The 26,899-nt window shown below is 68.0% G+C and carries 30 protein-coding genes and 1 tRNA gene; 25 read left to right on the top strand and 6 right to left on the bottom strand.

Features of this window, described 5'->3' with window-relative positions:
- Positions 1-19 precede the first annotated feature (19 nt).
- The 16 genes from rpmD to KGA65_RS12250 all read left to right on the top strand — a co-directional run bounded on the left by rpmD (position 20) and on the right by KGA65_RS12250 (position 14,024).
- On the top strand, positions 20-205 hold the full coding sequence (gene rpmD, locus KGA65_RS12325) for a 50S ribosomal protein L30 (protein WP_225863394.1): 186 nt from the start codon (positions 20-22) through the stop codon (positions 203-205).
- A 28-nt stretch (positions 206-233) separates the two neighbouring features.
- Positions 234-665, top strand: coding sequence for a 50S ribosomal protein L15 (gene rplO / locus KGA65_RS12320; RefSeq protein WP_225863393.1), 432 nt, complete (start codon positions 234-236; stop codon positions 663-665).
- Between the two features lie 30 nt (positions 666-695).
- Positions 696-2,006, top strand: coding sequence for a preprotein translocase subunit SecY (gene secY / locus KGA65_RS12315; RefSeq protein ID WP_225863392.1), 1,311 nt, complete (start codon positions 696-698; stop codon positions 2,004-2,006).
- Between the two features lie 28 nt (positions 2,007-2,034).
- The gene (infA, locus tag KGA65_RS12310) at positions 2,035-2,253 is read left to right on the top strand and encodes a translation initiation factor IF-1 (protein WP_225863391.1); all 219 of its coding nucleotides are present in this window, start codon (positions 2,035-2,037) and stop codon (positions 2,251-2,253) included.
- 27 nt (positions 2,254-2,280) lie between these two features.
- Positions 2,281-2,394 carry a 50S ribosomal protein L36 gene (gene rpmJ / locus KGA65_RS12305; protein ID WP_026096976.1) on the top strand — a complete coding sequence of 38 codons (114 nt, stop codon included), beginning with the start codon at positions 2,281-2,283 and terminating at the stop codon, positions 2,392-2,394.
- 26 nt (positions 2,395-2,420) lie between these two features.
- Complete coding sequence (gene rpsM / locus KGA65_RS12300; protein ID WP_225863390.1) at positions 2,421-2,786, top strand: 30S ribosomal protein S13; 366 nt, start codon at positions 2,421-2,423, stop codon at positions 2,784-2,786.
- Between the two features lie 36 nt (positions 2,787-2,822).
- Positions 2,823-3,227: a 30S ribosomal protein S11 gene (gene rpsK / locus KGA65_RS12295; RefSeq protein ID WP_022982209.1), complete on the top strand. Its 405-nt coding sequence runs from the start codon at positions 2,823-2,825 to the stop codon at positions 3,225-3,227.
- A gap of 239 nt (positions 3,228-3,466) precedes the next feature.
- Positions 3,467-4,090: a 30S ribosomal protein S4 gene (gene rpsD, locus KGA65_RS12290; RefSeq protein WP_225863389.1), complete on the top strand. Its 624-nt coding sequence runs from the start codon at positions 3,467-3,469 to the stop codon at positions 4,088-4,090.
- Positions 4,091-4,235: 145 nt separating this feature from the next.
- Positions 4,236-5,228, top strand: coding sequence for a DNA-directed RNA polymerase subunit alpha (locus KGA65_RS12285; protein WP_225863388.1), 993 nt, complete (start codon positions 4,236-4,238; stop codon positions 5,226-5,228).
- Positions 5,229-5,344: 116 nt separating this feature from the next.
- Entirely contained in the window at positions 5,345-5,743 is a 399-nt protein-coding gene (rplQ, locus tag KGA65_RS12280; RefSeq protein WP_225863387.1) for a 50S ribosomal protein L17, read from the top strand.
- Positions 5,744-5,871: 128 nt separating this feature from the next.
- Positions 5,872-7,746 carry a protein-disulfide reductase DsbD gene (dsbD, locus tag KGA65_RS12275; protein WP_225863386.1) on the top strand — a complete coding sequence of 625 codons (1,875 nt, stop codon included), beginning with the start codon at positions 5,872-5,874 and terminating at the stop codon, positions 7,744-7,746.
- A 32-nt stretch (positions 7,747-7,778) separates the two neighbouring features.
- Positions 7,779-7,855, top strand: a tRNA-Met gene (locus tag KGA65_RS12270).
- Positions 7,856-8,049: 194 nt separating this feature from the next.
- Positions 8,050-8,373, top strand: coding sequence for a preprotein translocase subunit YajC (gene yajC, locus KGA65_RS12265; RefSeq protein ID WP_225863385.1), 324 nt, complete (start codon positions 8,050-8,052; stop codon positions 8,371-8,373).
- A gap of 96 nt (positions 8,374-8,469) precedes the next feature.
- On the top strand, positions 8,470-10,362 hold the full coding sequence (secD, locus tag KGA65_RS12260) for a protein translocase subunit SecD (RefSeq protein WP_225863384.1): 1,893 nt from the start codon (positions 8,470-8,472) through the stop codon (positions 10,360-10,362).
- A 36-nt stretch (positions 10,363-10,398) separates the two neighbouring features.
- The gene (gene secF / locus KGA65_RS12255; protein WP_225863383.1) at positions 10,399-11,439 is read left to right on the top strand and encodes a protein translocase subunit SecF; all 1,041 of its coding nucleotides are present in this window, start codon (positions 10,399-10,401) and stop codon (positions 11,437-11,439) included.
- 35 nt (positions 11,440-11,474) lie between these two features.
- Positions 11,475-14,024, top strand: coding sequence for a DUF1631 family protein (locus KGA65_RS12250; RefSeq protein WP_225863382.1), 2,550 nt, complete (start codon positions 11,475-11,477; stop codon positions 14,022-14,024).
- Between the two features lie 55 nt (positions 14,025-14,079).
- Here the strand turns inward: KGA65_RS12250 and KGA65_RS12245 are convergent, their stop codons facing one another.
- From KGA65_RS12245 to KGA65_RS12235, 3 genes are all read right to left on the bottom strand, one after another.
- Positions 14,080-14,535 (bottom strand): Smg family protein, encoded by a 456-nt coding sequence (locus KGA65_RS12245; RefSeq protein WP_225863381.1) that lies wholly within the window; start codon positions 14,533-14,535, stop codon positions 14,080-14,082.
- A gap of 74 nt (positions 14,536-14,609) precedes the next feature.
- Positions 14,610-15,770, bottom strand: a complete 1,161-nt coding sequence (gene dprA / locus KGA65_RS12240) for a DNA-processing protein DprA (RefSeq protein WP_225863380.1) — start codon at positions 15,768-15,770, stop codon at positions 14,610-14,612.
- A gap of 12 nt (positions 15,771-15,782) precedes the next feature.
- Positions 15,783-16,931 carry a LysM peptidoglycan-binding domain-containing protein gene (locus tag KGA65_RS12235; RefSeq protein WP_225863379.1) on the bottom strand — a complete coding sequence of 383 codons (1,149 nt, stop codon included), beginning with the start codon at positions 16,929-16,931 and terminating at the stop codon, positions 15,783-15,785.
- A 261-nt stretch (positions 16,932-17,192) separates the two neighbouring features.
- On the opposite strand from KGA65_RS12235, the gene def reads away from it, so the two are divergent.
- The 4 genes from def to KGA65_RS12215 all read left to right on the top strand — a co-directional run bounded on the left by def (position 17,193) and on the right by KGA65_RS12215 (position 20,149).
- On the top strand, positions 17,193-17,708 hold the full coding sequence (gene def / locus KGA65_RS12230; protein WP_225863378.1) for a peptide deformylase: 516 nt from the start codon (positions 17,193-17,195) through the stop codon (positions 17,706-17,708).
- A gap of 38 nt (positions 17,709-17,746) precedes the next feature.
- Complete coding sequence (gene fmt / locus KGA65_RS12225) at positions 17,747-18,721, top strand: methionyl-tRNA formyltransferase (RefSeq protein WP_225863480.1); 975 nt, start codon at positions 17,747-17,749, stop codon at positions 18,719-18,721.
- A gap of 88 nt (positions 18,722-18,809) precedes the next feature.
- Positions 18,810-19,670, top strand: coding sequence for a zinc metalloprotease HtpX (gene htpX / locus KGA65_RS12220; RefSeq protein ID WP_225863377.1), 861 nt, complete (start codon positions 18,810-18,812; stop codon positions 19,668-19,670).
- A 92-nt stretch (positions 19,671-19,762) separates the two neighbouring features.
- A complete protein-coding gene (locus tag KGA65_RS12215) occupies positions 19,763-20,149 on the top strand; it encodes a hypothetical protein (protein ID WP_225863376.1) in 387 nt (128 codons plus the stop codon).
- A gap of 43 nt (positions 20,150-20,192) precedes the next feature.
- Here the strand turns inward: KGA65_RS12215 and KGA65_RS12210 are convergent, their stop codons facing one another.
- From KGA65_RS12210 to pedF, 3 genes are read right to left on the bottom strand one after another with little or no spacing between them, the layout of a single operon-like run.
- On the bottom strand, positions 20,193-20,591 hold the full coding sequence (locus KGA65_RS12210) for a c-type cytochrome (protein WP_225863375.1): 399 nt from the start codon (positions 20,589-20,591) through the stop codon (positions 20,193-20,195).
- 38 nt (positions 20,592-20,629) lie between these two features.
- Positions 20,630-21,472: a substrate-binding periplasmic protein gene (locus KGA65_RS12205; RefSeq protein WP_225863374.1), complete on the bottom strand. Its 843-nt coding sequence runs from the start codon at positions 21,470-21,472 to the stop codon at positions 20,630-20,632.
- A gap of 19 nt (positions 21,473-21,491) precedes the next feature.
- Positions 21,492-21,998, bottom strand: a complete 507-nt coding sequence (pedF, locus tag KGA65_RS12200) for a cytochrome c-550 PedF (RefSeq protein WP_225863373.1) — start codon at positions 21,996-21,998, stop codon at positions 21,492-21,494.
- Between the two features lie 305 nt (positions 21,999-22,303).
- Here pedF and KGA65_RS21065 point away from each other — a divergent pair, with 305 nt between their 5' ends.
- The 5 genes from KGA65_RS21065 to pqqD all read left to right on the top strand — a co-directional run bounded on the left by KGA65_RS21065 (position 22,304) and on the right by pqqD (position 26,895).
- Positions 22,304-24,463 (top strand): sigma-54-dependent Fis family transcriptional regulator, encoded by a 2,160-nt coding sequence (locus KGA65_RS21065; RefSeq protein WP_310740961.1) that lies wholly within the window; start codon positions 22,304-22,306, stop codon positions 24,461-24,463.
- A 306-nt stretch (positions 24,464-24,769) separates the two neighbouring features.
- Positions 24,770-24,844, top strand: a complete 75-nt coding sequence (pqqA, locus tag KGA65_RS20985) for a pyrroloquinoline quinone precursor peptide PqqA (RefSeq protein WP_151123661.1) — start codon at positions 24,770-24,772, stop codon at positions 24,842-24,844.
- Positions 24,845-24,929: 85 nt separating this feature from the next.
- Positions 24,930-25,862, top strand: a complete 933-nt coding sequence (gene pqqB, locus KGA65_RS12180) for a pyrroloquinoline quinone biosynthesis protein PqqB (protein ID WP_225863371.1) — start codon at positions 24,930-24,932, stop codon at positions 25,860-25,862.
- Positions 25,863-25,867: 5 nt separating this feature from the next.
- Positions 25,868-26,626, top strand: a complete 759-nt coding sequence (pqqC, locus tag KGA65_RS12175) for a pyrroloquinoline-quinone synthase PqqC (RefSeq protein WP_225863478.1) — start codon at positions 25,868-25,870, stop codon at positions 26,624-26,626.
- Complete coding sequence (gene pqqD / locus KGA65_RS12170; protein ID WP_225863370.1) at positions 26,623-26,895, top strand: pyrroloquinoline quinone biosynthesis peptide chaperone PqqD; 273 nt, start codon at positions 26,623-26,625, stop codon at positions 26,893-26,895. The genes pqqC and pqqD overlap by 4 nt, the downstream gene beginning before the upstream one ends.
- The last annotated feature ends 4 nt before the right edge of the window (positions 26,896-26,899 follow it).

Raw genomic sequence — 26,899 nt, 5'->3', positions numbered from 1 at the left:
TCGGCTCAGGAGAATCGCAATGACTGAAGCCAAGAAGACCCTCAAGGTCAAGCTGGTCAAGAGCCCGATCGGCTGCAAGCAGTCTCACCGCGAGACCGTGCGTGGCCTGGGCCTGCGTCGTCTGAACAGCGAGCGCGTCCTTGAGGACACGCCCGCTGTGCGCGGCATGATCAACAAGATTGCCTACCTGGTCCAGGTGCTGTAAGGCGCCCACCGGTACAAGGAAAAGCAACATGGAACTCAATAGCATCAAGCCCGCTGACGGTGCCAAGCACGTCAAGCGTCGCGTGGGTCGCGGCATCGGCTCCGGCCTCGGCAAGACGGCCGGCCGTGGTCACAAGGGGCAGAAGTCGCGTGCCGGTGGCTACCACAAGGTCGGCTTCGAGGGCGGCCAGATGCCGATGCAGCGTCGTCTGCCCAAGCGCGGCTTCAAGTCGGCCCTGCTGAAGTACAACGCCGAGGTCACGCTGAGTGAGCTGCAGGCGCTGGACCTGGCGGAAGTCGATGTGCTGGCCCTGAAGCAGGTCGGCCTGGTGGCCCAGATCGTGAAGAACGTGAAGGTCATCAAGTCGGGCGAGCTGTCCAAGAAGGTGGTCCTGAAGGGCATCGGCGCGACTGCCGGCGCCAAGGCCGCCATCGAGGCCGCTGGCGGCCAGGTCGCCTGAGTCTGATCGTCATCAGAGGATCCCACGCTCGTGGCAACCGCTCCCAATCAGCTGGCCAAGACTGGTAAGTTCGGCGACCTGCGTCGCCGGCTGACCTTCTTGTTGCTGGCCCTGGTCGTCTACCGGATCGGTGCGCACATTCCCGTGCCCGGCATCAACCCGCATCAACTGCAGTCCCTGTTCCAGGGGCAGCAGGGTGGCATCCTGAACCTGTTCAACATGTTCTCGGGTGGCGCCCTGTCGCGGTTCACGGTGTTTGCGCTGGGCATCATGCCCTACATCTCGGCCTCGATCATCATGCAGTTGATGACCTACGTGGTGCCGAGCCTGGAGGCACTGAAGAAGGAAGGTGAGGCCGGTCGTCGCAAGATCACCCAGTACACGCGCTACGGTACCCTGTTGCTGGGCATCTTCCAGTCGCTGGGCATCGCCCTGGCGCTGGAGGGCTCGCAGGGGCTGGTGCTGGACCCCGGCTTCGGCTTCCGGATCACCACGGTGGTCAGCCTGGTCGCCGGCACCATGTTCCTGATGTGGCTGGGTGAGCAGATCACGGAGCGCGGGCTGGGCAACGGCATCTCGATCCTGATCTTCGGCGGTATCGCGGCGGGCCTGCCCAGTGCGATCGGGGGTCTGTTCGAACTGGTGCGCACCGGTGCGATGAGCGTGATCGCCTGTCTGTTCATCTTGGCGATCGTCGTCCTGGTGACGTTTGCGGTGGTGTTCGTCGAGCGCGGTCAACGCAAGATCCTGGTGAACTACGCCAAGCGTCAGGTGGGCAACAAGGTGTATGGCGGTCAATCGTCGCACCTGCCGCTCAAGCTGAACATGTCGGGCGTGATCCCGCCGATCTTCGCGTCGTCGATCATCCTGCTGCCGGCGACGGTGGTGGGCTGGTTCGCCACCGGTGACAACATGCGCTGGTTGAAGGACATCTCGTCGGCCCTGTCGCCGGGACAACCGATCTACGTGCTGCTCTACGCTGCGATGATCGTGTTCTTCAGCTTCTTCTACACGGCCCTGGTGTTCAACAGCCGGGAAACGGCCGACAACCTGAAGAAGAGCGGTGCCTTCATCCCCGGGATCCGTCCTGGTGATCAGACAGCCAAGCACATTGACAGGATCCTCTCGCGTCTGACCTTTGCCGGCGCGATCTACATCACCCTGGTGTGCCTGCTGCCCGAGTTCCTGGTTCTGAAGTACAACGTGCCGTTCTATTTCGGCGGCACCTCTCTGTTGATCATCGTGGTGGTGACGATGGACTTCTGGGCCCAGGTGCAGTCTTACGTGATGAGTCAGCAGTACGAATCATTGCTGAAGAAGGCGAATTTCAAGGCAAGCTGAACAGGCTACGGTTCAGCGTGGGTTGAACATGGCGAAAGACGACCTCATCCAGATGCAGGGTGAAGTTCTGGAAAACCTGCCCAACGCCACCTTCCGGGTCAAACTGGAAAATGGGCATGTGGTTCTGGGTCACATCTCCGGCAAGATGCGGATGCACTACATCCGGATCCTGCCGGGTGACAGGGTGACGGTCGAGATGACGCCTTACGATTTGAGTCGCGCTCGCATCGTCTTCCGGGCGAAGTGAGTGTTAGAGAAGGTCAAGGAGAAGATCATGAAAGTCGCAGCATCTGTGAAGAAGATGTGCCGCAATTGCAAGATCATCCGCCGCCACGGCGTGGTGCGCGTGATCTGCACCGACCCCCGCCATAAGCAGCGGCAAGGTTGAGCTGAGAGCGAATCCAAGGAAGCACCATGGCACGTATTGCTGGTATCAACATTCCGCCGCAAAAGCACGCGGAAATCGGTCTGACCTACATCTACGGCATCGGCCGTACGACGGCGCAGAAGATCTGCGAAGCGGTCGGCATCCCCTTTTCGAAGAAGGTCAAGGACCTGACTGACGGCGACCTGGAAAAGATCCGGGACGAAGTCAGCAAGCTGACCATCGAAGGCGACCTGCGCCGCGAACAGTCCATGAACATCAAGCGTTTGATGGACCTGGGCTGCTACCGCGGTTTCCGTCATCGCCGTGGTCTGCCGATGCGCGGCCAGCGCACCCGTACCAATGCCCGTACCCGCAAGGGTCCGCGCAAGGGTGCTGCCGCGCTGAAGAAGTGAGCCCGGCTCGAACCGAACATCTGAAGAGATAAAGACATGGCCAAGTCCCCTGCCAACAGCGCCGCGCGGCGTGTGAGCAAGAAGGTCCGCAAGAACGTGGCGGACGGCATCGCCCACGTGCACGCGTCGTTCAACAACACCATCATCACCATCACCGATCGTCAGGGCGGCGCGCTGTCCTGGGCGTCGTCGGGTGGTCAGGGCTTCAAGGGCTCGCGCAAGTCGACCCCGTTCGCTGCCCAGGTGGCTGCCGAAATGGCCGGCCGCGCTGCGCAAGAGCAGGGCATCAAGAACCTGGACGTGCGCATCAAGGGCCCGGGCCCCGGCCGCGAGTCCTCGGTGCGTGCGCTGGCTTCGCTGGGCATCCGGATCAACTCGATCTCGGACATCACCCCGATCCCGCACAACGGCTGCCGCCCCCAAAAGCGTCGCCGCATCTAACTTGCAGTGAGGGCGCTGCCCTCGCTATAATTTAGAGTTACCTGAAACGCCGACTGCGGAGCAATTCGCCGTCGGCTGTTTCAACTCTCAGTCCGATACAGCCGCGTGTCTTGCGCGCCTGTGCAGGACGCCACCGTCTGAGCGCATCCAACAATACCCGCCAGACTTGCGTGGTCCGCCGTGCCGTTGCCTGTGCAGCCTTCGGTCGGGTCGCGTCAGATTAGACAAAGGACACTGCAGTGGCACGTTATCTTGGCCCCAAGGCGAAACTGTCTCGCCGCGAAGGCACTGACCTGTTCCTGAAGAGCGCCCGTCGCGCCATCAGCGACAAGGCGAAGTTCGAATCCAAGCCGGGCCAGCATGGCCGTACTTCCGGTTCCCGCACCTCTGACTTCGGTCTGCAGTTGCGCGAGAAGCAGAAGGTCAAGCGCATGTACGGCGTGCTGGAACGTCAGTTCCGCCGCTACTTCGCCGAGGCCGAGCGTCGCAAGGGCAACACCGGTGCCAACCTGCTGGGCCTGCTGGAAACCCGCCTGGACAACGTCGTCTATCGCATGGGCTTCGGTTCGACCCGTGCCGAAGCGCGCCAGCTGGTGTCGCACAAGGCGCTGACCGTGAATGGCATCGTGGTGAACATCGCCTCGTACCAGGTCAAGGTGGGTGATGTGATCGCGATCCGCGAGAAGGCCAAGAAGCAGCTGCGCGTCGCTGACGCCCTGAAGCTGGCTGACTCCATCGGTCTGCCGGCCTGGGTGCAAGTCGACATCTCCAAGATGGAAGGCGTGTTCAAGAAGGTGCCGGACCGCGATGAGTTCGGTTCCGAAATCAATGAATCGCTGATCGTCGAGTTGTACTCGCGTTGATGATCCAACGTACCGGTGCCCGTTCGGGCGCCTGGGCGACCCCGCTGCGGCATGCCGGTTCCGCGGCGGGTTTTTTTGCTTCCGGCGTGGTCCGTCAGCCTTATCGGTGTAACGAGCCGAGGGTATTGAGAGGAACAGGACTTACATGCAAACGAATCTGCTGAAACCCAAAGCCATCGTTGCGGAGCCCCTGGGCGGCAACCGCGCCAAGGTCACGCTGGAGCCGTTCGAGCGGGGCTATGGCCACACGCTCGGCAACGCGCTGCGCCGCGTGCTGTTGTCGTCGATGGTGGGTTACGCACCGACCGAGGTCACGATCGCCGGTGTGCTGCATGAGTACTCCACCATCGACGGCGTGGCCGAAGACGTGGTGAACATCATGCTGAACCTGAAGGGCGTGGTGTTCCGTCTGCACAACCGCGACGAAGTCACCCTGGTCCTGCGCAAGGAGGGGGAAGGCCCCGTCAAGGCGTCGGACATCCAGACCCCGCACGATGTCGAGATCGTCAACCCCGACCATGTGATCGCTCACCTGGCCCAGGGTGGCAAGCTGGACATGCAGATCAAGGTCGAGAAGGGCCGTGGCTACGTGCCGGGCAACCTGCGCCGCTATGCCGATGAGCCGACCAAGTCGATCGGTCGCATCGTGCTGGACGCCTCGTTCTCGCCGGTCAAGCGCGTCAGCTACGCGGTCGAGAACGCCCGCGTGGAGCAGCGCACCGACCTGGACAAGCTGGTCATGGAGATCGAGACCAACGGCGCCATCTCGCCCGAGGAAGCGATCCGCGCCTCGGCCAAGATCCTGGTCGAGCAGTTGGCCGTCTTCGCCCAGCTGGACGCGGGTGACATCGCTTCGTTCAGCGGCGATCAAGGCGCCAAGAGCGCGGCGGTGTTCGACCCGATCCTGCTGCGTCCGGTCGACGAGCTGGAGCTGACGGTGCGTTCGGCCAACTGTCTGAAGGCCGAGAACATCTACTACATCGGCGACCTGATCCAGCGCACCGAGACCGAGCTGCTGAAGACCCCGAATCTGGGCCGCAAGTCGCTCAACGAAATCAAGGAAGTGCTGGCCTCGCGTGGTCTGACCCTGGGCTCGCGCCTGGAGAACTGGCCGCCGCAGGGTCTGGACAAGCGCTGACCCATTGTTTCCGGGGCCGGCAAGGAGAGCTGGCCTCGCCAACCGCCCATCCAGGGCACTGTGCACACCCCGGTACCTGATCCGGCCGGGGTTCCATAAAGAGAAAGGAAAGCACCATGCGTCACCGTAACGGCCTGCGCAAGCTGAACCGCACGAGCGAACACCGCGCTGCCATGCTGCGCAACATGTCCGTCTCGCTGCTGCAGCACGAAGCCATCAAGACCACCCTGCCCAAGGCCAAGGAACTGCGCCGCGTCGTCGAGCCGCTGATCACCCTGGCCAAGGTGGACAGCGTCGCCAACCGTCGTCTGGCGTTCGCCCGCCTGCGCGATCGCGACATCGTCACCAAGCTCTTCACCGAGCTGGCCCAGCGCTACAACACCCGTCCGGGCGGCTACACCCGCATCCTGAAGATGGGTTTCCGCGTCGGTGACAATGCCCCGATGGCGTTCGTCGAGCTGGTGGACCGCCCCGAAGAGGCGGCCGCTCCGGCCGAGGCTGCGGCCGCCGAATAAATGCCGTGAGCCCCTGGGGGCCTTGGCATCACGCTCGAAAAGGGTCAGCCTCGGCTGGCCCTTTTTCTTTTTCGGGTTCGCCCCCGGAAAGCCTGGAACCGCGGCGCCTGCGCGCCGTCAGACTGCCCATGACGCTGTCGCATTCCCTTGTCCGTTTTCGTGCCGGCCTGTGGCCGGTGTTGTGCTGGCTTTTGCTGGGGTTGTGGGCCTGTTCGGGGGCCGCCCGGGCGGCCGATGACCAGTTCTTGGATCCCGAGCAGGCCTTTGTGCTGGCGGCGCCCAGGGCCGAAGCACAGGCTGTGGGCCTGCATTTCGACATCGCGCCGGGCTACTACCTCTACCGCGAGCACTTCAAGTTCGAGGCAGACGGGGCCACCCTGGGTGAGGCGGTGCTGCCCCAGGGGACGGTCAAATTCGACACCACCTTCCAGAAGAACGTCGAGATCTACCATGCGGCCGTGGCGGCAACGCTGCCGGTGACGCAGGCCAGCGGTCCGTTCACGCTGCGCGTGACCTACCAGGGTTGCGCCGAAGCCGGGCTGTGCTACCCCCCCGTCACCCGGGCCTATCGGGTGACGCTGGGGACGGGTGGCGCCGGCTCGGCGACGCCGCTGGGCGATGGTGACGTCCCCGTGGCCACGCCCGTGCCCTCGGCCCAGGGGGCTGCTGTGCGGGCCGAGGCGCCGTTGGCCTCTTCGGCGTCCGAGGCGACGACCGCGCCGGGCAATCGCATCGAGGCCCTGCTGCGTGGCGGCCATTGGTGGGCCGTGGTGGGCGGCTTCTGGCTGATGGGCCTGCTGCTGGCCTTCACGCCGTGTGTGTTGCCGATGTTGCCCATCCTCTCGTCCATCATCGCCGGCAGTGGCGAGGTCAGCCGCCACAAGGGCTTCCTGCTGGCCGTGGCCTATGCCCTGGGCATGGCGCTGCTCTACACGGCCCTGGGCGTGGCGGCCGGGCTGGCTGGCGAAGGGCTGGCGGCCGCGCTGCAGCGTCCCTGGGTGGTGCTCAGCTTCGCCGGGCTGCTGCTGGTGCTGGCCCTGGCGATGTTCGATGTGTACGAGCTGCGCCTGCCCCATGGGTTCTCGAACCGGCTGGACGGTCTGTCGCGCCGCCTGCCGGGTGGGCAGTTCGTCGGGGTGTTCCTGATGGGCGGGCTGTCCGCGCTGATCGTCAGCCCGTGTGTGACCGCGCCGCTGGCTGGCACGTTGGTCTTTCTCAGCCAGAGCCGCGACGTGGTGCTGGCCGGTTCGGCCCTGTTCGCGATGGCGATGGGGATGAGCATGCCGCTGCTGTTGCTGGGGGCCTCCGCCGGCCATTGGCTGCCGCGGTCCGGCGCCTGGATGCACACCGTCAAGCGCTTCTTCGGCCTGGTGCTGGTGGGGGTGGCGCTGTGGGTGGCTCAGCCGGCCCTGCCACCCGTTCTGGCCCTGGCGGCTTGGGCGGCGCTGCTGCTGGTGATCGGCTTCATGCTGCGGCCTTTCGATCCCCATCCCCATGCGGCGTCGCCACGGGTCTGGCTGCAGCGGGCGGCGGGTGTTGCGGCCCTGGCCTATGGGGTGATGCAGCTGGCGGGGGCTGCGTCGGGTGGTACGGATGCGCTGCAGCCGCTGCGGCACTGGGCCGGGGCCTCGGCCGCAACGCCCGCCACGGCGACGAATTTCCGGCGCGTGCGGACCGTGGCCGAGCTCGATCAACTGCTGCAGTCCACCGACCGCCCGGTGATGCTGGACTTCTATGCTGACTGGTGCGTGGCCTGCAAGGAGATGGAGCGTTTCACCTTCAGCGATCAGGGCATCGCGGCCCGCCTGTCCAAGGCCTTGCTGTTGCAGGCGGATGTGACGGCCAACAACCCGGACGACAAGGCACTGTTGCAGCGCTTCCAGCTGTTCGGCCCCCCAGGCATGATCTTCTTCGATGCCCAGGGCCGGGAGACCGGCGTGCGGGCCGTCGGATTCGAGTCCGTCGAGGTCTTTGAAAAAACTTTGGAAAAGACTGGACTCTGAGAAAACTTCCATGCCATAATTACAGCTTCAGTCGCGGGGTGGAGCAGTCTGGTAGCTCGTTGGGCTCATAACCCAAAGGTCGCAGGTTCAAATCCTGCCCCCGCAACCAAAGCTTCAGCAAAAGCCCTCGGCGCGCAAGTGCCGGGGGCTTTTTTGCTTGGGGCCCGCGAAAGGCGGGTCGGGCGCTCCCGGGGAGCGTCGTGACCACGCCCTACAATGGCCCGCTCACGTGCCCGCACGGGCACCTTCATGCTGGACCGGTGCGCGCGTGTCGCGCGCACCTCACGACAAAGGAATCAAGACGTGTTCATCTCCAACGCTTACGCTGCGGACGCTGCCGCGCCGGCCGGTGGCCTGGCGGGCCTGGTTCAGTACCTGCCGCTGGTCATCATGCTGGTGGCGCTGTACTTCATCATGATCCGGCCCCAGATCAAGCAGCAGAAGGAGCACAAGGCCATGATCGACGCCCTCAGCAAGGGTGACGAAGTGGTGGTGGGCAGCGGCATGATGGGGCGCATCACCAAGGTGGGCGAGGGCGTGGTCCACGTGGAGATCGCCCAGGGCGTGGAAGTGCAGATGCAGCGCCAATCGGTCACGCGCGTGCTGCCCAAGGGCACGCTGAAGTAAGCACAACACAGACGCTCCCGCTTGTCGGGGGCGTTCCTGGACGGGGCGGTGTCGCCCCGTCGTCACATGGCGCGGGCTGGCGTCCGCGAACGGTCCATGAATCGCTATCCCTGGTGGAAATATGCCGTGCTGGCGCTCGCGCTGGTCATCGGTCTCGTCTACACCCTGCCGAACTTCTACGGCGAGGCGCCTGCGGTGCAGGTGTCCAGTGGCAAGGCCACGCTCAAGGTCGATGCGGCGCTGGAGGCGCGGGTCGGCAAGGTGATCACCGATGCCGGTCTGACCGCGGACTATGTCCAGTTCGAGGGCAATTCAGTGAAGGCACGCTTTGCCGACACCGACACCCAGTTGAAGGCCAAGGACGCGCTGACCAAGGCGCTCAACGCCGACCCGGCCGACCCGTCCTACATCGTGGCGCTGAACCTGGTGTCACGCTCGCCTCAGTGGCTCACCAGCCTGCATGCGCTGCCCATGTACCTGGGCCTGGATCTGCGCGGGGGCGTGCATTTCCTGATGCAGGTGGACATGAAGGCCGCGCTGGACAAGAAGGCCGAGTCGATGACGGGGGATGTGCGCACCGCGCTGCGCGACAAGAACATCCGCCACACCGGCATCAGCCGCAATGGCAACGCCATCGTCATCAACTTCCGCGACGACGCCATCCGCCAGCAGGCTCTGGCCTTGCTGACGGACACCCAGCCGGAAATGCAGTGGACCCCCGCCGCCGGCGCCAATGGCGACTTGGCCCTGACGGGCGAGCTCAAGCCAGCCTCCGCGGTGAAGATCCAGCAGGCGGCGCTCAAGCAGAACATCACCACGCTGCACAACCGGGTCAATGAGCTGGGCGTGGCCGAGCCGGTGATCCAGCAGCAGGGCCTGGACCGGGTGGTGGTGCAGTTGCCGGGGGTGCAGGACACCGCCAAGGCCAAGGACATCATCGGCCGCACCGCCACGCTGGAACTGCGCATGGTGGACGACAGCGCTGAGGCAGCCGCGGCGGCCACCGGCTCCGGCCCGGTGCCGTTTGGCGATGAGCTCTACGTCGAGCGCGGCGGTGGCCCGCTGGTGGTCAAGCGCCAGGTCATCCTGACGGGCGAGAACCTGTCCGACGCCCAGCCCGGCTTTGACGACCACCAGCAGCCGGCGGTGCACCTGACGGTGGACGCCAAGGGCGCGCGCATCATCCGCGACGTCTCGCGCGACAACATCGGCAAGCGCATGGCCATCCTGCTGTTCGAGAAGGGCAAGGGCGAGGTGGTGACGGCGCCGGTGATCCGGGGCGAGCTGGGCTCGCGCTTCCAGATCTCCGGCAGCATGAGCACCCAGGAAGCCAACGACACGGCCCTGCTGCTGCGCGCCGGTTCGCTGGCCGCGCCGATGGAGATCATCGAAGAACGCACGATCGGCCCGAGCCTGGGGGCGGAGAACATCACCAAGGGCTTCCACAGCCTGGCCTATGGCTTTGCCGCCATCGCGGTGTTCATGTGCCTGTACTACGCGCTGTTCGGCGTGTTCTCGACGCTGGCCCTGGCCTTCAACCTGCTGATGCTGGTCGCCATCCTGTCGATGCTGCAGGCCACGCTGACGCTGCCCGGCATCGCGGCCATCGCGTTGGCACTGGGCATGGCCATCGACGCCAACGTGCTGATCAACGAACGCGTGCGTGAAGAGCTGCGTGCCGGCTCCTCGCCGCAGGCGGCCATCCATGTCGGCTACGAACGGGCCTGGGCCACCATCCTGGACTCGAACATCACCACGCTGATCGCCGGTCTGGCGCTGCTGGCCTTCGGTTCCGGCCCGGTGCGCGGTTTTGCGGTCGTCCACTGCCTGGGCATCCTGACCTCGATGTTCTCGGCCGTGATGTTCTCGCGCGGGCTGGTGAACCTCTGGTACGGCCGGCAGAAGAAGCTCAAGTCGGTGTCCATTGGGCAGATCTGGCGCCCTGAGGGCACCGCCGCGGTTCAGCCGCCGTCTTCCGACGCCCACTGATCCGGCGCCACGCAACGTCTCCCACGAGGCTTCACCATGGAATTCTTCCGTATTCGGCGCGACATCCCGTTCATGCGGTACGCGCTGGTGTTCAATGTCATCTCGGCCGTCACCTTCGTGGCCGCGGTGTTCTTCCTGTTCACGCGCGGCCTGCACCTGTCCAACGAGTTCACTGGCGGCACCGTGCTGGAGGTGTCGTACGCCCAGTCCGCCGATCTGGGGCGGGTGCGGGGCGTGGTTCAGCAACTGGGCTTTGGCGATGTGCAGGTGCAGAACTTCGGCACCTCGCGCGACGTGATGATCCGCCTGCCGGTCAGCAAGGACGCCAAGCCGCAGGAACTGGCCACCCGTGTCTTCACCCAGCTGTGCCTGGCGGAGAACGGCACGGTGGCCGACCGCCAGTACACCACCCCGCAGGGGGAACAGGTCAGCCGCAAGGCCTGCGAAGCCGGCAGTGCCGAGCCGCTGACGCTGTCGCGCACCGAGTTCGTCGGCCCCTCGGTGGGCGAGGAACTGGTCTGGGATGGCGGCAAGGCGCTGATCTTTGTGGTGCTGGGCATCGTGGGCTATTTGGCGATCCGCTTCGAGAAGAAGTTCGCCGTCGCGGCCATCATCGCCAACCTGCACGACGTGGTGATCATCCTGGGCTTCTTCGCCTTCTTCCAGTGGGAGTTCTCGCTCTCGGTGCTGGCGGCGGTGCTGGCGGTGCTGGGCTACTCGGTCAACGAGTCGGTGGTGATCTTCGACCGGATTCGCGAGGCCTTCCGCAAATTCCGCAAGATGAACACCCACGAGGTGATCGACCACGCCATCACCAGCACCATGAGCCGGACCATCATCACCCACGGTTCGACCCAGATGATGGTGCTGTCGATGCTGCTGTTTGGTGGGCCGACGCTGCACTACTTCGCGGTGGCGCTGACGATCGGCATCCTGTTCGGCATCTACTCCTCGGTCTTCGTGGCCGCGGCGATCGCGATGTGGCTGGGGGTGACCCGGGATGACCTGGTCAAGGGCGGTGGCGCCGGCGGCAAGGATGCCGATCCGAGCGATCCCAACACCGGAGCCGTGGTGTAGAGTCGACGCACATCACCTCGCCACTGGCGCCATCCATGCCCGTAGCCGCAGCCGGCCTGCCCTCGCTGGACGAGGCGCGACGCTATTTCGCCGACCTCGTTCTGAAGGACCTGCAGCCGTTGCTGGAGGCGGCGATGCGGGCCGCCCAGGTCCTCAACGACACGCCCGCCGAACGGGCGGTGGCACAGCAGCGGGCCGACATGCTGCAGGGCCTGATGCGGCATGGCCGCCAGTGGCTGCCCGGAATCGGCAAACAGGTCCGCGAGCAGCTCCAGTCTCCGGGGGCCGGGCATGCCCTGACCACCCTGGCCGCCGGGCTCAGCACCGACGGCGGGCTGCAGTTGGTGGATGACGACACCGTCACCCGCAACATCCTGATCTCCCGGCTGACGCTGGCCCTGCTGGACCGCACGACCTGGGAGTTCGCGGACCTGCGGGCCCGACTGGGGCAGCTCAGCGCGCAGCCGGATCTGGAGGATGACGACCTGTTCCGGCCGCAAATGCTGGCGCGGTGCATCGTCCGCGCCTGGCTCGACGCCGGGATGGACATGGACGCCTGGCGCGCCCTGGAGACGGACCTGCAGAAGGCCTGCTCCGACCTGTTGGAGGGGGCCTTCCACGACACCAACAGCTGGCTGGTCGAGCGCGGTGTGCTGCCACAGGTGGATCTGCGGCCCTTCATCCGCCGGACGGAGGGGCGCACCACGGGGGCGGCCCCGCTGGATGTGCAGGACAGCCGGATGGGCGCGACGACCGGGCCGGTGTCCGGGCATTTCGGTGTCACGGAGGCGCCGCCGCTGGGGGCCCACATCGCCCGGATGATGCCCGCCAGCCTGGGCGGCGGGGAGGGCGGGGGCGATGCGCGCAGCGCGTCCGGCCGGGGCCGGGCCCCGGGGCTGACCCTTCGGCCGGGGGTGGATTTCCGCACCGACGGCGTGGCCTCCACGCCGGGCGGTCTGGGGGGCGGCCGCGCGGACGGGCTGTCCGGCGGCGGAGCGGCGGCGGACAGCCCCGGGCTGACCACGACCGGTGGCCGGTGGACGGGGGCCAGCGGCCGCATCGGCCTGGACGAAGAGACGCGCCTGATGACCCGGCAGTCCCCCGGCTCGCTGCCGCGGGGCGACGTGGTGTTGCAGCGCTTTGGCGACATCGTCGAGCAGCACGTGCCCGGCTTCCTGCAGCAGGTGCCCGGGCGGGCGCCGTCGCAGCAACTGTCGCAGGCCATGGGGCAGGTGCAGCAGCGGGTGGCGGCCGAGGTGGCGGCCCAAGGGGCGGCGGGTGAGGCTGCGCCGACGCCGGCCCGCCTGATCGCCGAGCTGCGCGAGCGCCAACAGGCCCTCAAGCAGGCCGCGGCCACGCCGGAAGAGCGGGCCACGGTCGAGCTGGTGGCCCTGCTGTTCCAGAGCATCCTGACCGACGAGCGCGTGCCGGCGGCGCTGCGGGTCTGGTTCGCGCGCCTGCAGATGCCCGTGTTGCGGGTGGCGCTGGCCGAGCCTGACTTTTTCTCTGGTGCCGACCATCCGGCCCGGCGGCTGATCGACCGCATGGGCGCCTGCGTGATGGGCTTCGAAGGCAATGCCGACCTGATCGGCACCCCGCTGGAGGCCGAGATCCGGCGCGTGGTCCAGGTGGTCGAGGCCTTCCCGGACACCGGTCGCCGCGTGTTCCAGGCGGTGCTCAACGAATTCGAGAAGTTCCTCGAGAAGTACTTTCGCGAGCACAACGAGGCGGCCAAGGCCGGCGTGTCGCTGGCGCAGCAGATCGAGCAGCGGGAGACGCTGGCCATCCAGTACACCATCGAGCTGCGCAAGATGCTCAACGATGTGCCGGTGCAGGACGGCGTGCGCGACTTCCTGTTCCACATCTGGGCCGATGTGCTGGCCACCACTGCGGTGCGCCATGGCGCACAGGGCGCGGAGGTGAAGGCGGTGCGGGATGCGGCGGCCGACCTGATGTGGATGGCCTCGGCCAAGACCACGCGCGAGGAGCGGGCCGAGGTGATCCGGCGCCTGCCCCCGCTGCTGGGGACCGTGCGTCAGGGCATGGCGGCGGCCGGCCTGGATGCCCGCCGGCAGGAGGATGCGATCAAGGCGCTGAACCAGGCCCTCACCGCGGCCTTCAGTGCGCGCTCGGTCAGCATGTCCAACGAGCAGCTGGAGCAACTCAAGCAACGCCTCGAGACCATTGAGGAAATGCTGCCCGACGACGACTTCGAGCTGGACGACGCCTGGGTATTGGACGAGGCCAATCACCAGCACGAAGGGCTGGACATCGTCGCGGAGGGCGGCTCCATGCCGGGGCCGACCATGCTGGCTGCGGCCAGCGAACTCGAGGTGGGCAGTGCCTACACGCTGGATTTCCGCAACCGGCATGAGACGGTGCGGCTGGTCTGGCAAGGCATGCACAAGCAGCTGTCACTCTTCGCCTCGCCGCAGGGCCGCTGCGTGCTGTTCCAGAAGGCCCGCCTGGCGGCCTTCCTGCAGGCCGGCCTGCTGCTGCCGGTCGAGGACGAGCCCCTGACCATGGCGGCCACCCGGGATGCGCTGCGCAAGATCAGCGCCGACCCGGATCGCCTGGTGCACTGACCGACGCGGCGAGCGCCCCATGAAAAACGGCTGCCGAGGCAGCCGTCGCGGAGGGTCAGTGGATCAGCCGGTCTTCCGGGGCGACGAACAGCTCGTCGAGGATCAGCGCGTCGGGCTCCTCGCCCAGGCTCCAGAACACCATCAGGATGATGATCTTCAGGTCGTCCAACTCCAGCGGGCCGCTGCCAATCGCGGTGGCGCGGTCAATGACCATCTCGCGCAGGGGCGGCGGCAGCACGCCAGCCGACTCCAGGAAGCTGATGAAGCCGATCGATTCCTCGCCCAGCAGTTCCAGCTCCCGGGGCTGGTAGATGCGCATGCTGTCCTTGCCGGGCAGACCCGCGGGCGCGGTGTCCGTCGTGGCCGTCAGGCCGTCCAGCCAATTCAAAGCCTCCTGGATTTCATCGGTTTCGAAACCCACTGCCGACAGCTTGCGCGACAACTGCTCGTGATCCGGGCAGGCGTCAGGCCGCCAGTAGTTCTCGTACAGGTAGACCAGCACATCAAACATGGGCTGACTATAACCGAGTGCCAAAGGCACGCCAGCGCCCGAAAAGGCCTGCGCCGGGCTGGGTGTTGGGGGGCTCAGCCGCGGCCGCGGCGCTGCAGCAGCCCCCCGGGCAGACGGGCGATCTCGCCGTCGAGCTCCAAGGTCAGCAGGCGGGCCTGCAGCTGGTCCACCGGCCAGCCGGTGCGGGCCACCAGGGTGTCCAGGGTCAGCGGATCGTGGCCCATGGCGGCCAGCAAGGCATCCTCCGTGGCGGCAGCCCCCGGCGCGCCCCCGGTGGGCTCGGCCGGTGCGGACAGGGTGGGGTGGGGCAGGACGCCACCCTGCAGGCCGCGCAGGGCGTCGAGGAGTTCCTCGGGGGTCTCGACCAGCGCGGCCCCGTCGCGGATGAGCTGGTGGCAGCCCCGTGCCTGGGCCGACAGCACGGAGCCCGGGATGGCCCACACTTCGCGGCCCATTTCGCCGGCCAGGCGGGCGGTGATCAGCGACCCGGAACGCAGTGCCGCCTCCACCACCAGCGTGCCCAGGCTGAGCCCGGCAATGATGCGGTTGCGGCTCGGAAAGTGCTCTGCCCGGGGTGGGGCCCCCAGCGGGAACTCGCTCAGCAGCAGGCCTTGTTCGCTGATGCGATGGGCCAGGGCCTTGTGCCGGGCGGGATAGACGCGGTCCAGACCCGTGCCGACCACGGCCACCGTGGCCCCGCCGGCGGCCAGCGCGCCCTCATGGGCCGCGCCATCGATGCCCAGGGCCAGCCCGGAGACGACGCACACCCCGGCCTGGGCGAGGGCCCGGGCGAAGTCGCGTGCCAGGTCCAGGCCCTGGGCGGTGGCATGCCGGCTGCCGACAATGGCCACGCAGGGGGCCTGCAGCCGGCCAGAGTGGCCCAGTGCGTACAGCAGCAGCGGGGGATCGGCGGTGTGCAGCAAGGCGGCCGGATAGCCGGGGTCACCCAGGGCCAGCAGATGGCGGGTGGTGGGCTGCGCGTCCAGCCAGTCCAGCGTCCGCAAGGCCTGCTCGTGCGCGGCCGCCCGGGGGGCCGACAGGGCCTGGGCCGCCGCCGGGCCGGCCACCTGTCGCCAGACCGCCTCCGAGGCTGAAAGCACCGCCTCAGGGGCGCCCAGGGCGGCCAGCAGGCGGCGCTGGGCTTCACGCCCCAGACCAGGGGTCTGGGTCAGGACGAGCCAGCCGAGACGGTCTGGCCGGTCCGAGGACACTGGCTGACGGAACGGGGCGCTCACCCGGACCGGGGCTCAGGGTTGCGAGAAGCGATCGCCCGGCTTCACCGGGTTCTGCACATGCATGATCAGGGCGTAGGAGACGCGCTCGAACACGCGGAAGACGAACAGCAGGCCGTTGCGCTCGTCGGGCAGCTGCAGCATGGTGTGCTCGGGGTCCGTCGGGTCGGGCCGGGTGGTGCCGGCCGTCCACAGGGCCAGCACATGGCCGCGTTCCATGCCATCTTGCAGCCCGCGGTTCAGGGCCACGATCTGGTTCTGCCCGGCGTTGAGGCCGTCGCCGTAGATCGAGATGATGCGGCCGGCCACCGGGGCCGTCGGCGCATGCGGGGCGAAGGGGCTGTAATCCTTGGCGGGCAGCGGGGCCAGGCGGTCGCCCACGCTGGCTTCTTCACGCAGTTGGGCGATCTGGAAGGTCGACGGCACGACCGCGCCGCCTTCGGGAACGTGCTGTTCGTCCGCGGCCTGGACCAGATCGGCGGTGCCGACATAGCGGGCTTCGAAGCCCAGCACCGCGCCGGTGTCCGGATCGGCCAGCGGCTTGGGCTCGCGGAAGATCTGCCAGATGCGGGCGTTGGTGACGTCGCCGCGCACATAGGCCTTGTCGCCGCGGCCCAGCAGCACCCGCCCTTCCTGGGTGGCGACGATGCGCGGGGCGGTGGCCAGTTCATTGGTCTCGAAGACGATGGCGTCGGTCAGGAACGGGCCGATCAGGTCCATCGGCACCGAGGAGATCGCGTCGCTGACCAGCGGCTCGGCGCGGACCTGCGGCGACAGCCGGCCGTCCCGCGACGCCAGCGGCCGTGCCAGGCTGAGCCGCGCGCGGCCGTTGGATTTGTCGAGGTACAGCACCTGGCCGGGGTAGATCAGGTGGGGGTTGTGGATCTGCTGCAGGTTCATGCCCCACAGCTCCGGCCAGCGCCAGGGCTTGCGCAGGTAGAGCTTGGAGATGTCCCACAGCGTGTCGCCCTTCTTGACGGTGTAGCTGTCCGGGGCGTTGGGCGCCAGCTCGGACAGCGGCACCCCCGCCTGGGCCACTTCCTGGGCCGTGGCGCGCTGGCCGGGCGTGACGGGATAGGTGGCTGCGCCGGCCGGGCCGACCCACAGAGCGCCCAGGCCCAGCAGGGTGGCAGAAACAGCGGTGCGTGCAAGCGTACGGCTCATGTGTGGACACTCCCGGGCAATGAGCCGGAATACGGTGACGGTGCAACAATCCCGGCTTGCAATTCGTGCATGGCATGCACATCTTGGCAAACACCAGGGCGGGACGATCATGAGAAAGTCTGGCAAATTCTGCCCCTAAACCCTTGATGTCGCAATGAAATCGGTACGACGAAACCCACCCTGACGGGCTTGGGTTGAAACCGGACGTTGCACCGGCTCCACAGTTTCGGTCTGCCATCGGCAACCATTTTTCGTGTCTTCATGGCTCAGCTTTCCATTCTTCGCTACCCCGACCCCCGCCTGCACACCGTGGCTGCCCCGGTGGACGAGGTGGATGACACCCTTCGGCGCCTGATCGACGACATGCTGGAAACCATGTACGCCGCCGAGGGCGTGGGCCTGGCCGCCACCCAGGTGGATGTGCACCGTCGGCTGATCGTGATGGACACCTCGGAAGGCCGCGATGAGCCCCGGGTGCTGATCAACCCGGAACTGATCGAGGTCAGCGAGGAGAGGGTGGTGGGCGACGAGGGCTGTCTCTCGGTGCCCAGCATCTACGATGCGGTGGAACGCCATGCGCGGGTCACGGTGCGGGCGCTGGACCGCGATGGGCAGTCCTACGACATGGCGGTCGAGGGGTTGGCCGCGGTCTGCGTGCAGCACGAAATGGACCACCTGCTGGGCAAGGTCTTCGTCGAGTACCTCAGCCCGCTCAAGCGGGAGCGGATCAAGGCCAAGATGCTCAAGCGCACCCGCGAAGAGCAGAAGCGCCGCTGAGGTCGGCCCGCATGAACGCACCGTCTTCCGCCACCCCGCTGCGGGTGGCCTTCGCTGGCACGCCTGAATTCGCCGCGGTGGCACTGCAGGCCCTGCGCGATGCCGGATTCACCATTCCCCTGGTGCTGACCCAGCCGGACCGCCCGGCTGGGCGCGGCATGAAGCTGACCCCATCGCCGGTCAAGCAGTTGGGCCTGTCCCTCGGGGCGCAGATCGCCCAGCCGCGCAGCCTGCGGCTGGATGGACGCTACCCGGACGAGGCCGCCGCCGCCCGGGCCGCGCTGGACGCCGCCGCCATCGACGTGATGGTGGTGGCGGCCTATGGCCTGATCCTGCCGGCCTGGGTGCTGCAATGGCCGCGCCTGGGGTGCCTGAACATCCACGCCTCGCTGCTGCCGCGCTGGCGCGGCGCGGCGCCGATCCACCGGGCCATCGAAGCCGGGGATGCCGTGACCGGCATCACGGTGATGCAGATGGACGAGGGCCTGGACACGGGCGACATGCTGCTGACGGCCGAGGAGCCGATCCGGCCCGACGACACCACCGCCTGCCTGCACGACCGCCTGGCGGCGCTGGGGGGGCGGTTGATCGTGCAGGCGCTGCGGGACGCCCAGGCCGGTGCGCTGGTGGCCCAGCCCCAGCCGGCCGAGGGGGTCTGCTACGCGCACAAGATCGACAAGGCCGAGAGCGCGATCGACTGGCAGCTGCCGGCCGTGGTGATCGAGCGCCGCATCCGCGCCTTTGATCCCTTCCCCGGCGCCACGCTGGTCTGCGAGGGCGAACTGGTCAAGATCTGGCAGGCCCGCTGCCGACCGGAGGTCACCGGCACGCCGGGGACGGTGGTCTCGGTGGCGCCGGACCGCTTCACCGTGGCCTGCGGTGAAGGGGGCCTGGAGGTCCTGACCCTCCAGCGGCCGGGCGGACGGCGTCAGCCGGCCTCGGCCCTGCTGCAGGCCCGCCCGACGCTGCTGGGCCAAGTGCTGGTGCCGCCCTCGGCCGGTCCCCTGCACTGAGCTGGGTCGACTGGCCGGTTGAACTTTGGCCCGCCGGCCGCATCTGAACCACACTGTGTTTGAATCGCTCTGAAGGAGTGCACCCGCAATGTTCAACCTGATGAAGACAGCCGTCCTGATGGCTGCCATCACGGCGCTGTTCATGGCCATTGGCCGCCTGTTGGGCGGCCAGCAGGGCATGGTGCTGGCGCTGCTGCTGGCGCTGGGGATGAATTTCTTCAGCTACTGGTTTTCCGACAAGATGGTCCTGCGCATGTACAACGCGCAGGAGGTCGACGCCCAGACCGCGCCGCAGTTCTACCGCCTGGTGCAGGAGCTGGCGGCCAATGCCGGACTGCCGATGCCGCGCGTCTACCTGATCAACGAGGACGCGCCAAACGCCTTTGCCACCGGCCGCAACCCGGATCACGCGGCGGTGGCGGCCACCACCGGCATCCTGCGGGTGCTGAGCGAGCGCGAACTGCGCGGCGTGATGGCCCACGAGCTGGCCCACGTGAAGCACCGCGACATCCTGATCTCGACCGTTAGCGCGACCATGGCCGGTGCGATCGGCATGCTGGCCAACTTCGCGATGATCTTCGGCGGGCGGGACGAGGAAGGCCGGCCGGTCAACCCCATCGTCTCGATCCTGGTCATGATCCTGGCACCGATCGCCGCCAGCCTCATCCAGATGGCCATCAGCCGGGCCCGCGAGTTCGAGGCCGACCGGGGTGGGGCCGAGATCTCCGGCGACCCGGTGGCGCTGGCCAGCGCTCTGCAGAAGATCCAGCGCTACGCCCAGGGCATTCCGCTGGAGACGGCCGAGGCCCACCCGGAAACCGCGCAGATGATGATCATGAACCCGCTGTCGGGCCGGGGCCTGAGCGGGCTGTTCTCGACCCACCCGTCCACCGAGGAGCGGGTCGAACGCCTGATGGCGCTGGCGCAGGCCCAGGGCCGGCGCGCCTGAGCCGCGCGGCGGACGGGCTCAAGTCCGCCGCCAGGCGGGCCGATATCCAGAGGGAACGGGCAACCGTTCCCTTTGTGCTTTCGGGGCCCGCCATGCGATCCGTTCCTTTCCTGCTCGCCACGTTCCTGCTGCTGTCCGGCTGTGACCAGCTGGGCATCGACACGCCCAAGGTGACGGCCGAGAAGCGCGAGGCCGAGGGCAAGGCCATCGGTGGCGCCTGCCGCAATGGCGGGCGGGCGATCGAGGATTGCTACCTGCTCAACCGCAAGGCCGACAAGGCCGCCGTCTACGCCGGCTGGCGGGAGATGGACGAGTACATGCGCGAGAACAAGCTCGACGCCGTGCCGCCGCAGCTCAAGCCGGAAGATGTCGCCAAGCCCAAGGCCCGCGAGGCATCCGACCCGGTCGACGGGGGCGATGGTGGCGGGGATGCCGATGGGGCCGATGCGGCCCCGGCCGACAGCCACGCCAAGCACTGAGCGCCCCCGCACGGGTGCGGCGCTCATGCGCTCACTCACGCGGTCACTTCTGGGCGGGTGGCAGCGACAGAATCCACTGCACCAGCCGACGCGCATCCGCTTCAGACACCGCCACCGCATTGGGCGGCATGGCCAGGCCGCTGACCCGGCCCTTCCAGTGGCTGGCATAGGGGTTGGACCCCGTCATCACCGTGTGGGTCAGGGCGTCCAGCGCGTCGGGGTTGCCGCGGTACTTGTCCGCCACGTCCTGCCAGTCCGGCCCGATCGGGGCCATGCCGTCAGGCCCCTTGGAGCCCGGCTCCACATGGTGGCAGGTGAAGCAGCCACTGTGGGTGGCCAGGGCCTTCATCACCGCATCGTTGTTGTCGGCCGCCAGGGCCGGTTGGGTGGCGGCCAGGGCCAGCGGCAGTGCCGCGGCCAGCAGGGGCAGGAATCGGGTCATCGTAGTGTCTCCTCGGGGTGTTGTTCGGAAGGGGCGGTTCAGGCGGCCTGCCAGGGCAGGTGCTGCTGGGCAAAGATCTGGCGCATCCGGCCGTTCTGGCCCAGGGTGCCCAGCGCGCCGCTCAGGGCTTCGGCCAGGTCCTGCGCATCGCGCTTGACGGCCATGCCCACGGCCCAGCCATCGCGTGGGGCACGGGGCATCGGCAGCGGGGTGATGGCGTAGCGCGGGTCGCTCTGGATCACGCTCTGCAGCTCGGACGCCAGCCCGGCGGCGGCCACCACCTCACCCTGCAACAGGGCGCGGGCGGCCTCGGTGCCGTCCTTCCACTGGGTGCGCAGGGTGTCGCGCAGCAGGCCGTTGTTGGCGCCGATCAGCAGCCAGCCCGCCAGTGTCTGGCCGGGCACCGCCACCGGCTGGCCGACCAGCGGGGTCAGCGTGTCCAGCCGGGGCAGGGCGTCCAGCCGGCGGGCGATGGCGACGCGTTCGCGGCAATAGGGGCCGAAGATCAGCACCTGCGGGTTGGCGTCCATCAGCGGCCCGTCCACCGGCACGTGCAGCAGCACGTCGGCCGGCCCATAGCCCAGGTAATGCCCCTTCCAGACCATGTTGCGCAGGTCGTCGTTCATGTTGTCGTCGGCGTTGAAGGGCAGCAGGGCCAGCTTCACGCCCAGCGCGTCAGCCAGGGCCCGGGCCAGATCCACGTCGATGCCCTGACCGTTCTGGTGGAACGGCGGCATGTCGTTGTAGAGCCCGACCTTCAGGGTGCCGCGTTCGCGCACCTGGGTCAGGGTGGTGGCCGCCGCCGGCCACAGCGGGCTGACGAGCGCGGCCGCGGCCAGGCCGCGCAGCAGGGCGCGGCGGCTCCGATCGGTGGTGTGCATGGGAGAACCTCCTGCCCGCTCAGGGCATGGGCTTTTCGCGACGGGTTTCCAGGTAGGCCTTGATGGTCCAGAGGGCCTCCTGGCTCAGCACGCCCTCGAACGGCGGCATGTAGACCGCGCCGTTGCGGGTGCGGCCATGGCGCACGGTGGTGATGAAGTACTCGTCCATCTCCGTCTTGCAGGCCTTGCGCTGATCGGCGTCGGGCATGCCCACGCAGTCGTTGTCCAGCCGGCGCAGGTCGGGCGCGATGCCGCCGGAGATGGCCTCCAGGCCATGGCAGCGGGCGCAGTTCTGGTTGAAGCCGGACGTGCCAACGCGGATCGCCAGCTCATTGCCGCTGTAGGGGTTCTCGGTGCGCCAGCCTTCGCCCAGGTTGGGCAGGCCGGTGGTGTCGATCGGCTGCGGGGTCACGTCGCCGTGGGCCCAGGCGGCCAGGCCGGCGGCGCCCAGGCTGCACAGCAGGGTGCCCAGGCGGGCCCAGCGCGCCAGAGGGGCCAATCGTTGGCGGGAAGCGGTCGGGGTCATGTGCTTGTCTCCTGTTTGTGGATGTGAGGTCCCGTACCGCCGTCCAACGCAAACCATGTGCCATGGCCAAATGCTTCACGCGGGAACAGTTGTTGCACGGATTCCCTCCGGTCCGGGCATCTGCTTGAATCGCTTCGCGGCCTCTGTGGCGCAGGTGACGACCTGGTGGACGGCCTTCTGAGACATGGGACCTGATCCCTGTTGCAGGAATGAACAGTCTTGGGCAGCCGAGGGACAAGCGCCCTCAGGGTTGACCCGGGACACCGATGGAGACAAGCCCGTTCGCGGGTGGCAGGAGAACCGACATGACGATCTCGACGGGCGAGCCTTCGACCGATGAGCACACCGGCGGGCGGGCGGGGGGCTGGACTTCGCCCACGGCGGAGGTGCGGGCGCGGGTCCAGCGCATCGAGCAGTCCCATCTGCGCTGCGCGGCGCTGGGCCTGTCCCGCGTGGAGCGGCCGGACTTCGAGCCCATGCTGCGCGGTGACCTGAGCGTGGCCCGGGACCGCAACCTGCGCCTGCTGAGCCGGGCCGCGCCGGTGATGGAGCTGCTGCTCGAACAGATCGTCAACACCGAGAGCATGATCGCGCTCACCGACGCGCAGGGCACTGTCCTGCACACAGTGGGGGACGACGGCTTCATGGGGCGGGCTCACAAGGTGGCCCTGTCGCCCGGGGTGAACTGGGCCGAGCAGTCCAAGGGCACGAACGCGGTGGGCACGGCCTTGGTGGAGGAGCGGCCGACCCTGGTCCATGCCACCGAGCACTTCATGCATGTCAACAGCTTCATGACCTGCTCGGCCGCGCCGATCTTCGATCCGCGGGGCAACATCCTGGGGGTGCTGGATGTCAGCGGCGATCAGCGCTCCTACCACCAGCACACCATGGGCCTGGTGCGCATGTCGGCCCGCATGATCGAGAACCACTGGCTGACCGATGACAGCGGGGACCGGTTGCGTCTGCACTTCCACATCCGGCCTGAGTTCATCGGCACCTTGCTGGAAGGCATCGTGGTGATCGCGCCGGACGGCCGCATCCAGGGGGCCAACCGGGCCGCGCTCGACCTGCTGGACATGAGCAGCGCGGCGGTGCGGCTGCACACGCTGGAGAGCCTGTTCAACATCAGCGCGGGCATGCTGGTGGACCACTTGCGCGCGCCGCTGGCTCAACCCATGCGCCTGCAGCTGTCCAATGGGCGCCAGCTGCATGCCAGCCCCCGCATCAGCGGGGCGTTGCACCGGCTCACCCCAGTGGCGGAAATCCCGCTGGGAACGGAGCCGCTGACGGGCGCAGCGCAGGCCGCGGAGGTGTCCGTGATGCCGGCGGCCCGCGCCGCAGCGCCGGAGTCGGTCGCGCTGCGGGCCGATCCCCTGGGTGGGGAGTCCCGCCTGTCGGGTCTGCATTACCTGGCCACGGGCGATGCACAGATCGAGGCCGTGGTCCGCAAGGTGCAGCGGGTGCTCAACCGCGACATTCCGCTGATGATCCTGGGCGAGACGGGGACCGGCAAGGAGCTGCTGGCGCGTGCGGTCCACCAGGATTCGGAGCGGGCCAAGCAGCCCTTCGTCGCGGTGAACTGTGCCTCCATCCCGGAGACGCTGATCGAGGCCGAACTGTTTGGCTACGAGGAGGGGGCCTTCACCGGCGCACGGCGCAAGGGGGCCACCGGGCGCATTGTGCAGGCCAATGGCGGCACGCTGTTCCTGGACGAGATCGGCGACATGCCGCTGGGCCTGCAGGCCCACCTGCTGCGCGTGCTGCAGGAGCGCTGCGTCACGCCGCTGGGCAGCCAGAAGTCCATCCCGGTGGACATCGCGGTGGTCAGCGCCACCCACCGCGACCTGCGCGGCATGATCGAACAGGGCAAGTTCCGCGAGGACCTCTACTATCGGCTCAATGGTCTGGTGGTGCGTCTGCCGGCCCTGCGGGACCGCAGCGACCTGGCGGTGGTGGCGCGGCGCATCCTCAGCGCGCTGGGGGTGTCGGGCAGCCTGGAGATCAGCCCCGCGGTGATGGCGATGTTCCTGCACTACCACTGGCCCGGCAACGTGCGCCAGTTGGCGACCGTGCTGCGCACCGCGGCCGTGATGGCCGCCGGCGAGCCTTTGATCACCGAACAGCATCTGTCCGACGACTTCCTGGATGACGTGCGCCGCCAGATGCCGGCGCCAGCCGCCGCCGTCCCGTCTGCCGCGCCCCGGCCCGTCGAGCGCCCGGTCTGGGCGGCGGCGCCCTGGGCCGCGCGCGGCGAGCCCGTGTTCGCCGAGCCGGCCGCCGCTGTGCCCGCCAGTGCCGTGGCAGAGCCGGCGCCGGCCGGGCCGCGCACCCTGGGCGAGGCCGAGATCGACCTGATCCGGGCGGCTGTGGAGGCCGCACAGGGCAACATCTCGCTGGCTTCCAAGCAGCTGGGCATCAGCCGCAACACCATCTACCGCAAGCTGCGCTGGACGCAGAAGCTCTGAACGGGGCAGGCCGGCGGCGGCTGGGGACAACCCTGTGCCAGCGCGGCGGTGGCTGTCCCTGGGCTGTCCCAGCCTGAGACACCCCGGGGACCGGTCCGGGCAGGGCGCGGCGTCCGCCGCGACGGTGGGCATGCAGGCAAACCCGCGCTCACGGCGGGGCTGCTCGGGCGAAGGGCGGGCGGCGCTCGGGATGAACCCCTAAACCCCACCGGTTCGAGGTGAAAGGGCATGGGCTTTGCAAAAGGATCGGTGTCTGGCGCGGGATGGGCCCACGCCGGCAACAGACCGACCCTGATGGAGACCTCCATGACCTGGACCACCCCCGCCTACCAAGACCTGCGCTTCGGCTTCGAAATCACGATGTACATCGCCGCGCGCTGAGCGTCGGCCTGTGCCGGGTGGCAGCCGGGGGCGTGCCCCCTCGGCCTGGCCACCCCTTCCCACGAACCCTCTGGGTCACCACACCATGAAGATTCTCGTGCTCGGCTCCGGTGCGGGTGGCGGCTTCCCGCAGTGGAACTGCAACTGTGCCCTGTGTGCCGGCCAGCGGCAGGGGCGGATCGCCGCCCACGCCCGCACCCAGAGTTCCATTGCCGTCTCGCCCGATGGCGAGCGCTGGGTGCTGCTCAATGCCTCGCCGGACATCGGCACGCAGATCCGGCAGCATCCCCCCCTGCATCCGCGCCAGGGGCTGCGCCACACGCCCATCGAGGCGGTGGTGCTGATGGATGCGCAGATCGACCACGTCACCGGCCTGCTGGGGCTGCGTGAAGGCCCGCGCATCGACCTCTACGCCACGCCCTGCGTGTTCGAGGACCTGACCACCGGCCTGCCCCTGCTCAATGTGCTGGAGCACTACTGCGGCACCCGCTGGCACATGGTGCCGGTGGGCGGCGAGCAGCAGAGCGCCGAATTCGAGATCCCCGGCTTCGAGGACCTGGCCTTCACCGCCATCGCCATCCCCGGCAAGGCGCCGCCGTACTCGCCGCATCGGCGCGAGCAGGTGGTGGGCGACAACATCGCGCTGCTGATCGAGGACCGGCGCGACGGCCAGACCCTGTTCTATTCCCCCGGCCTGGCCGAAGTGGGCGATCTGGAGCTGGGCTGGATGCGCCGAGCCGACTGCCTGCTGGTCGATGGCACCTTCTGGCGCGAAGACGAGATGCAGGCCGCCGGCCTGAGTGCCAAGTCCGCCGCCGAGATGGGCCACCTGCCGCAGACCGGCCAGCCTGGACGCCCCGGCATGCTGGACGTGCTGCAGACCACCCTGGCGCGCCGCAAGGTGCTCATCCACATCAACAACAGCAACCCCATCCTGGACGAAGGCAGCGCGCAGCGCGCCCTGCTGACCGCCCGCGGTGTCGAGGTGGCTTACGACGGCATGGAGATCACGCTGTGAACGCCCTGGTCTTTGACAGTGCCCCCCCGGCCTTCGACGAGCGCAGCCCCTGGGGCTGGGCCGAGTTCGAGGCCCGGCTGCGCGCGCGCGAATCGCGCTACCACATCCACCACCCCTTCAACGGCCGCCTCAACCGCGGCGAGCTGGCGCCTTTCCAGGTGCGCGGCTGGGTGGCCAACCGCTTCTACTACCAGGTCCGCATTCCGCAGAAGGATGCGGCGGTGCTGGCCCACTGCCCGGACCGCGAGGAGCGGCGCCGCTGGGTCGAGCGCATCCTGGACCACGATGGCCGGGGCGACTACGAGGGCAGCAACGCCGGCGGCATCGAGGCCTGGAGCCGCCTGGGCGAGGCCACCGGTCTGGCCCGCGAGGACCTCTGGAGCCACCGCCACGTGCAGGCGGGCGTGCGCTTCGCGGTCGATGCCTATCTGAACTTCGCCGCCCAGTCGCCCTGGGAGGAAGCCGCCATCTCCTCGCTGACCGAGATGTTCGCGCCGCGCATCCACGCCGACCGCCTGGCCGGCTGGCCCTCGCTCTACCCCTGGATCCAGCCCGAGGGCCTGGGCTACTTCCGCAGCCGCATCCCGCTGGCCACGCGCGACGTGGAGCACGGCCTGGAAGTGGCGCGGCGTTGGTGCAGCACCCGGGCCCGCCAGGAGCGGGCGCTGGAGATCCTGGATTTCAAGCTCGATGTGCTGTGGTGCATGCTCGACGCCATCGAGCGCGCCTATCCCGATGATCTGCCCGAGGAGCGCCGGCCATGAACGCATCCCTGCCGCTGTCTGTGTCGCCGCGCATCGCGCCGCTGTTTCGCCTGCAGTACGAGCCGGCGCAAGAGGCCTGGGTGCTGCTCTACCCCGAGGGCATGGTGCGGCTCAACACGCCGGCGGCCGAGATCCTGCGCCGCTGCGATGGCCAGCGCGATGTGGCCGCCATCATCGCGGACCTGGAACAGTGCTTCCAGCAGACCGGGCTGGCCGACGACGTGCAGTCCTTCCTGGGGCAGGCCGGCGAGCACGGCTGGCTGGTCTGAGCGC

This window comes from Ideonella benzenivorans, assembly GCF_020387415.1.
GTDB classification, from domain to species: domain Bacteria; phylum Pseudomonadota; class Gammaproteobacteria; order Burkholderiales; family Burkholderiaceae_C; genus Ideonella; species Ideonella benzenivorans.
This window is presented reverse-complemented; position numbering and strand designations above follow the sequence as displayed.

Excerpts from the sequence above, each read along its gene's own strand:
- rpmD (WP_225863394.1), top strand. The coding sequence starts at position 20 with ATGACTGAAGCCAAGAAGACCCTCAAGGTCAAGCTGGTCAAGAGCCCG.
- rplO (WP_225863393.1), top strand. The coding sequence starts at position 234 with ATGGAACTCAATAGCATCAAGCCCGCTGACGGTGCCAAGCACGTCAAG.
- infA (WP_225863391.1), top strand. The coding sequence starts at position 2,035 with ATGGCGAAAGACGACCTCATCCAGATGCAGGGTGAAGTTCTGGAAAAC.
- rpmJ (WP_026096976.1), top strand. The coding sequence starts at position 2,281 with ATGAAAGTCGCAGCATCTGTGAAGAAGATGTGCCGCAATTGCAAGATC.
- rpsM (WP_225863390.1), top strand. The coding sequence starts at position 2,421 with ATGGCACGTATTGCTGGTATCAACATTCCGCCGCAAAAGCACGCGGAA.
- rpsK (WP_022982209.1), top strand. The coding sequence starts at position 2,823 with ATGGCCAAGTCCCCTGCCAACAGCGCCGCGCGGCGTGTGAGCAAGAAG.
- KGA65_RS12285 (WP_225863388.1), top strand. The coding sequence starts at position 4,236 with ATGCAAACGAATCTGCTGAAACCCAAAGCCATCGTTGCGGAGCCCCTG.
- rplQ (WP_225863387.1), top strand. The coding sequence starts at position 5,345 with ATGCGTCACCGTAACGGCCTGCGCAAGCTGAACCGCACGAGCGAACAC.
- dsbD (WP_225863386.1), top strand. The coding sequence starts at position 5,872 with ATGACGCTGTCGCATTCCCTTGTCCGTTTTCGTGCCGGCCTGTGGCCG.
- secD (WP_225863384.1), top strand. The coding sequence starts at position 8,470 with ATGAATCGCTATCCCTGGTGGAAATATGCCGTGCTGGCGCTCGCGCTG.
- secF (WP_225863383.1), top strand. The coding sequence starts at position 10,399 with ATGGAATTCTTCCGTATTCGGCGCGACATCCCGTTCATGCGGTACGCG.
- KGA65_RS12250 (WP_225863382.1), top strand. The coding sequence starts at position 11,475 with ATGCCCGTAGCCGCAGCCGGCCTGCCCTCGCTGGACGAGGCGCGACGC.
- KGA65_RS12245 (WP_225863381.1), bottom strand. The coding sequence starts at position 14,535 with ATGTTTGATGTGCTGGTCTACCTGTACGAGAACTACTGGCGGCCTGAC.
- KGA65_RS12235 (WP_225863379.1), bottom strand. The coding sequence starts at position 16,931 with ATGAGCCGTACGCTTGCACGCACCGCTGTTTCTGCCACCCTGCTGGGC.
- def (WP_225863378.1), top strand. The coding sequence starts at position 17,193 with ATGGCTCAGCTTTCCATTCTTCGCTACCCCGACCCCCGCCTGCACACC.
- htpX (WP_225863377.1), top strand. The coding sequence starts at position 18,810 with ATGTTCAACCTGATGAAGACAGCCGTCCTGATGGCTGCCATCACGGCG.
- KGA65_RS12215 (WP_225863376.1), top strand. The coding sequence starts at position 19,763 with ATGCGATCCGTTCCTTTCCTGCTCGCCACGTTCCTGCTGCTGTCCGGC.
- KGA65_RS12210 (WP_225863375.1), bottom strand. The coding sequence starts at position 20,591 with ATGACCCGATTCCTGCCCCTGCTGGCCGCGGCACTGCCGCTGGCCCTG.
- KGA65_RS12205 (WP_225863374.1), bottom strand. The coding sequence starts at position 21,472 with ATGCACACCACCGATCGGAGCCGCCGCGCCCTGCTGCGCGGCCTGGCC.
- pedF (WP_225863373.1), bottom strand. The coding sequence starts at position 21,998 with ATGACCCCGACCGCTTCCCGCCAACGATTGGCCCCTCTGGCGCGCTGG.
- KGA65_RS21065 (WP_310740961.1), top strand. The coding sequence starts at position 22,304 with ATGACGATCTCGACGGGCGAGCCTTCGACCGATGAGCACACCGGCGGG.
- pqqB (WP_225863371.1), top strand. The coding sequence starts at position 24,930 with ATGAAGATTCTCGTGCTCGGCTCCGGTGCGGGTGGCGGCTTCCCGCAG.
- pqqD (WP_225863370.1), top strand. The coding sequence starts at position 26,623 with ATGAACGCATCCCTGCCGCTGTCTGTGTCGCCGCGCATCGCGCCGCTG.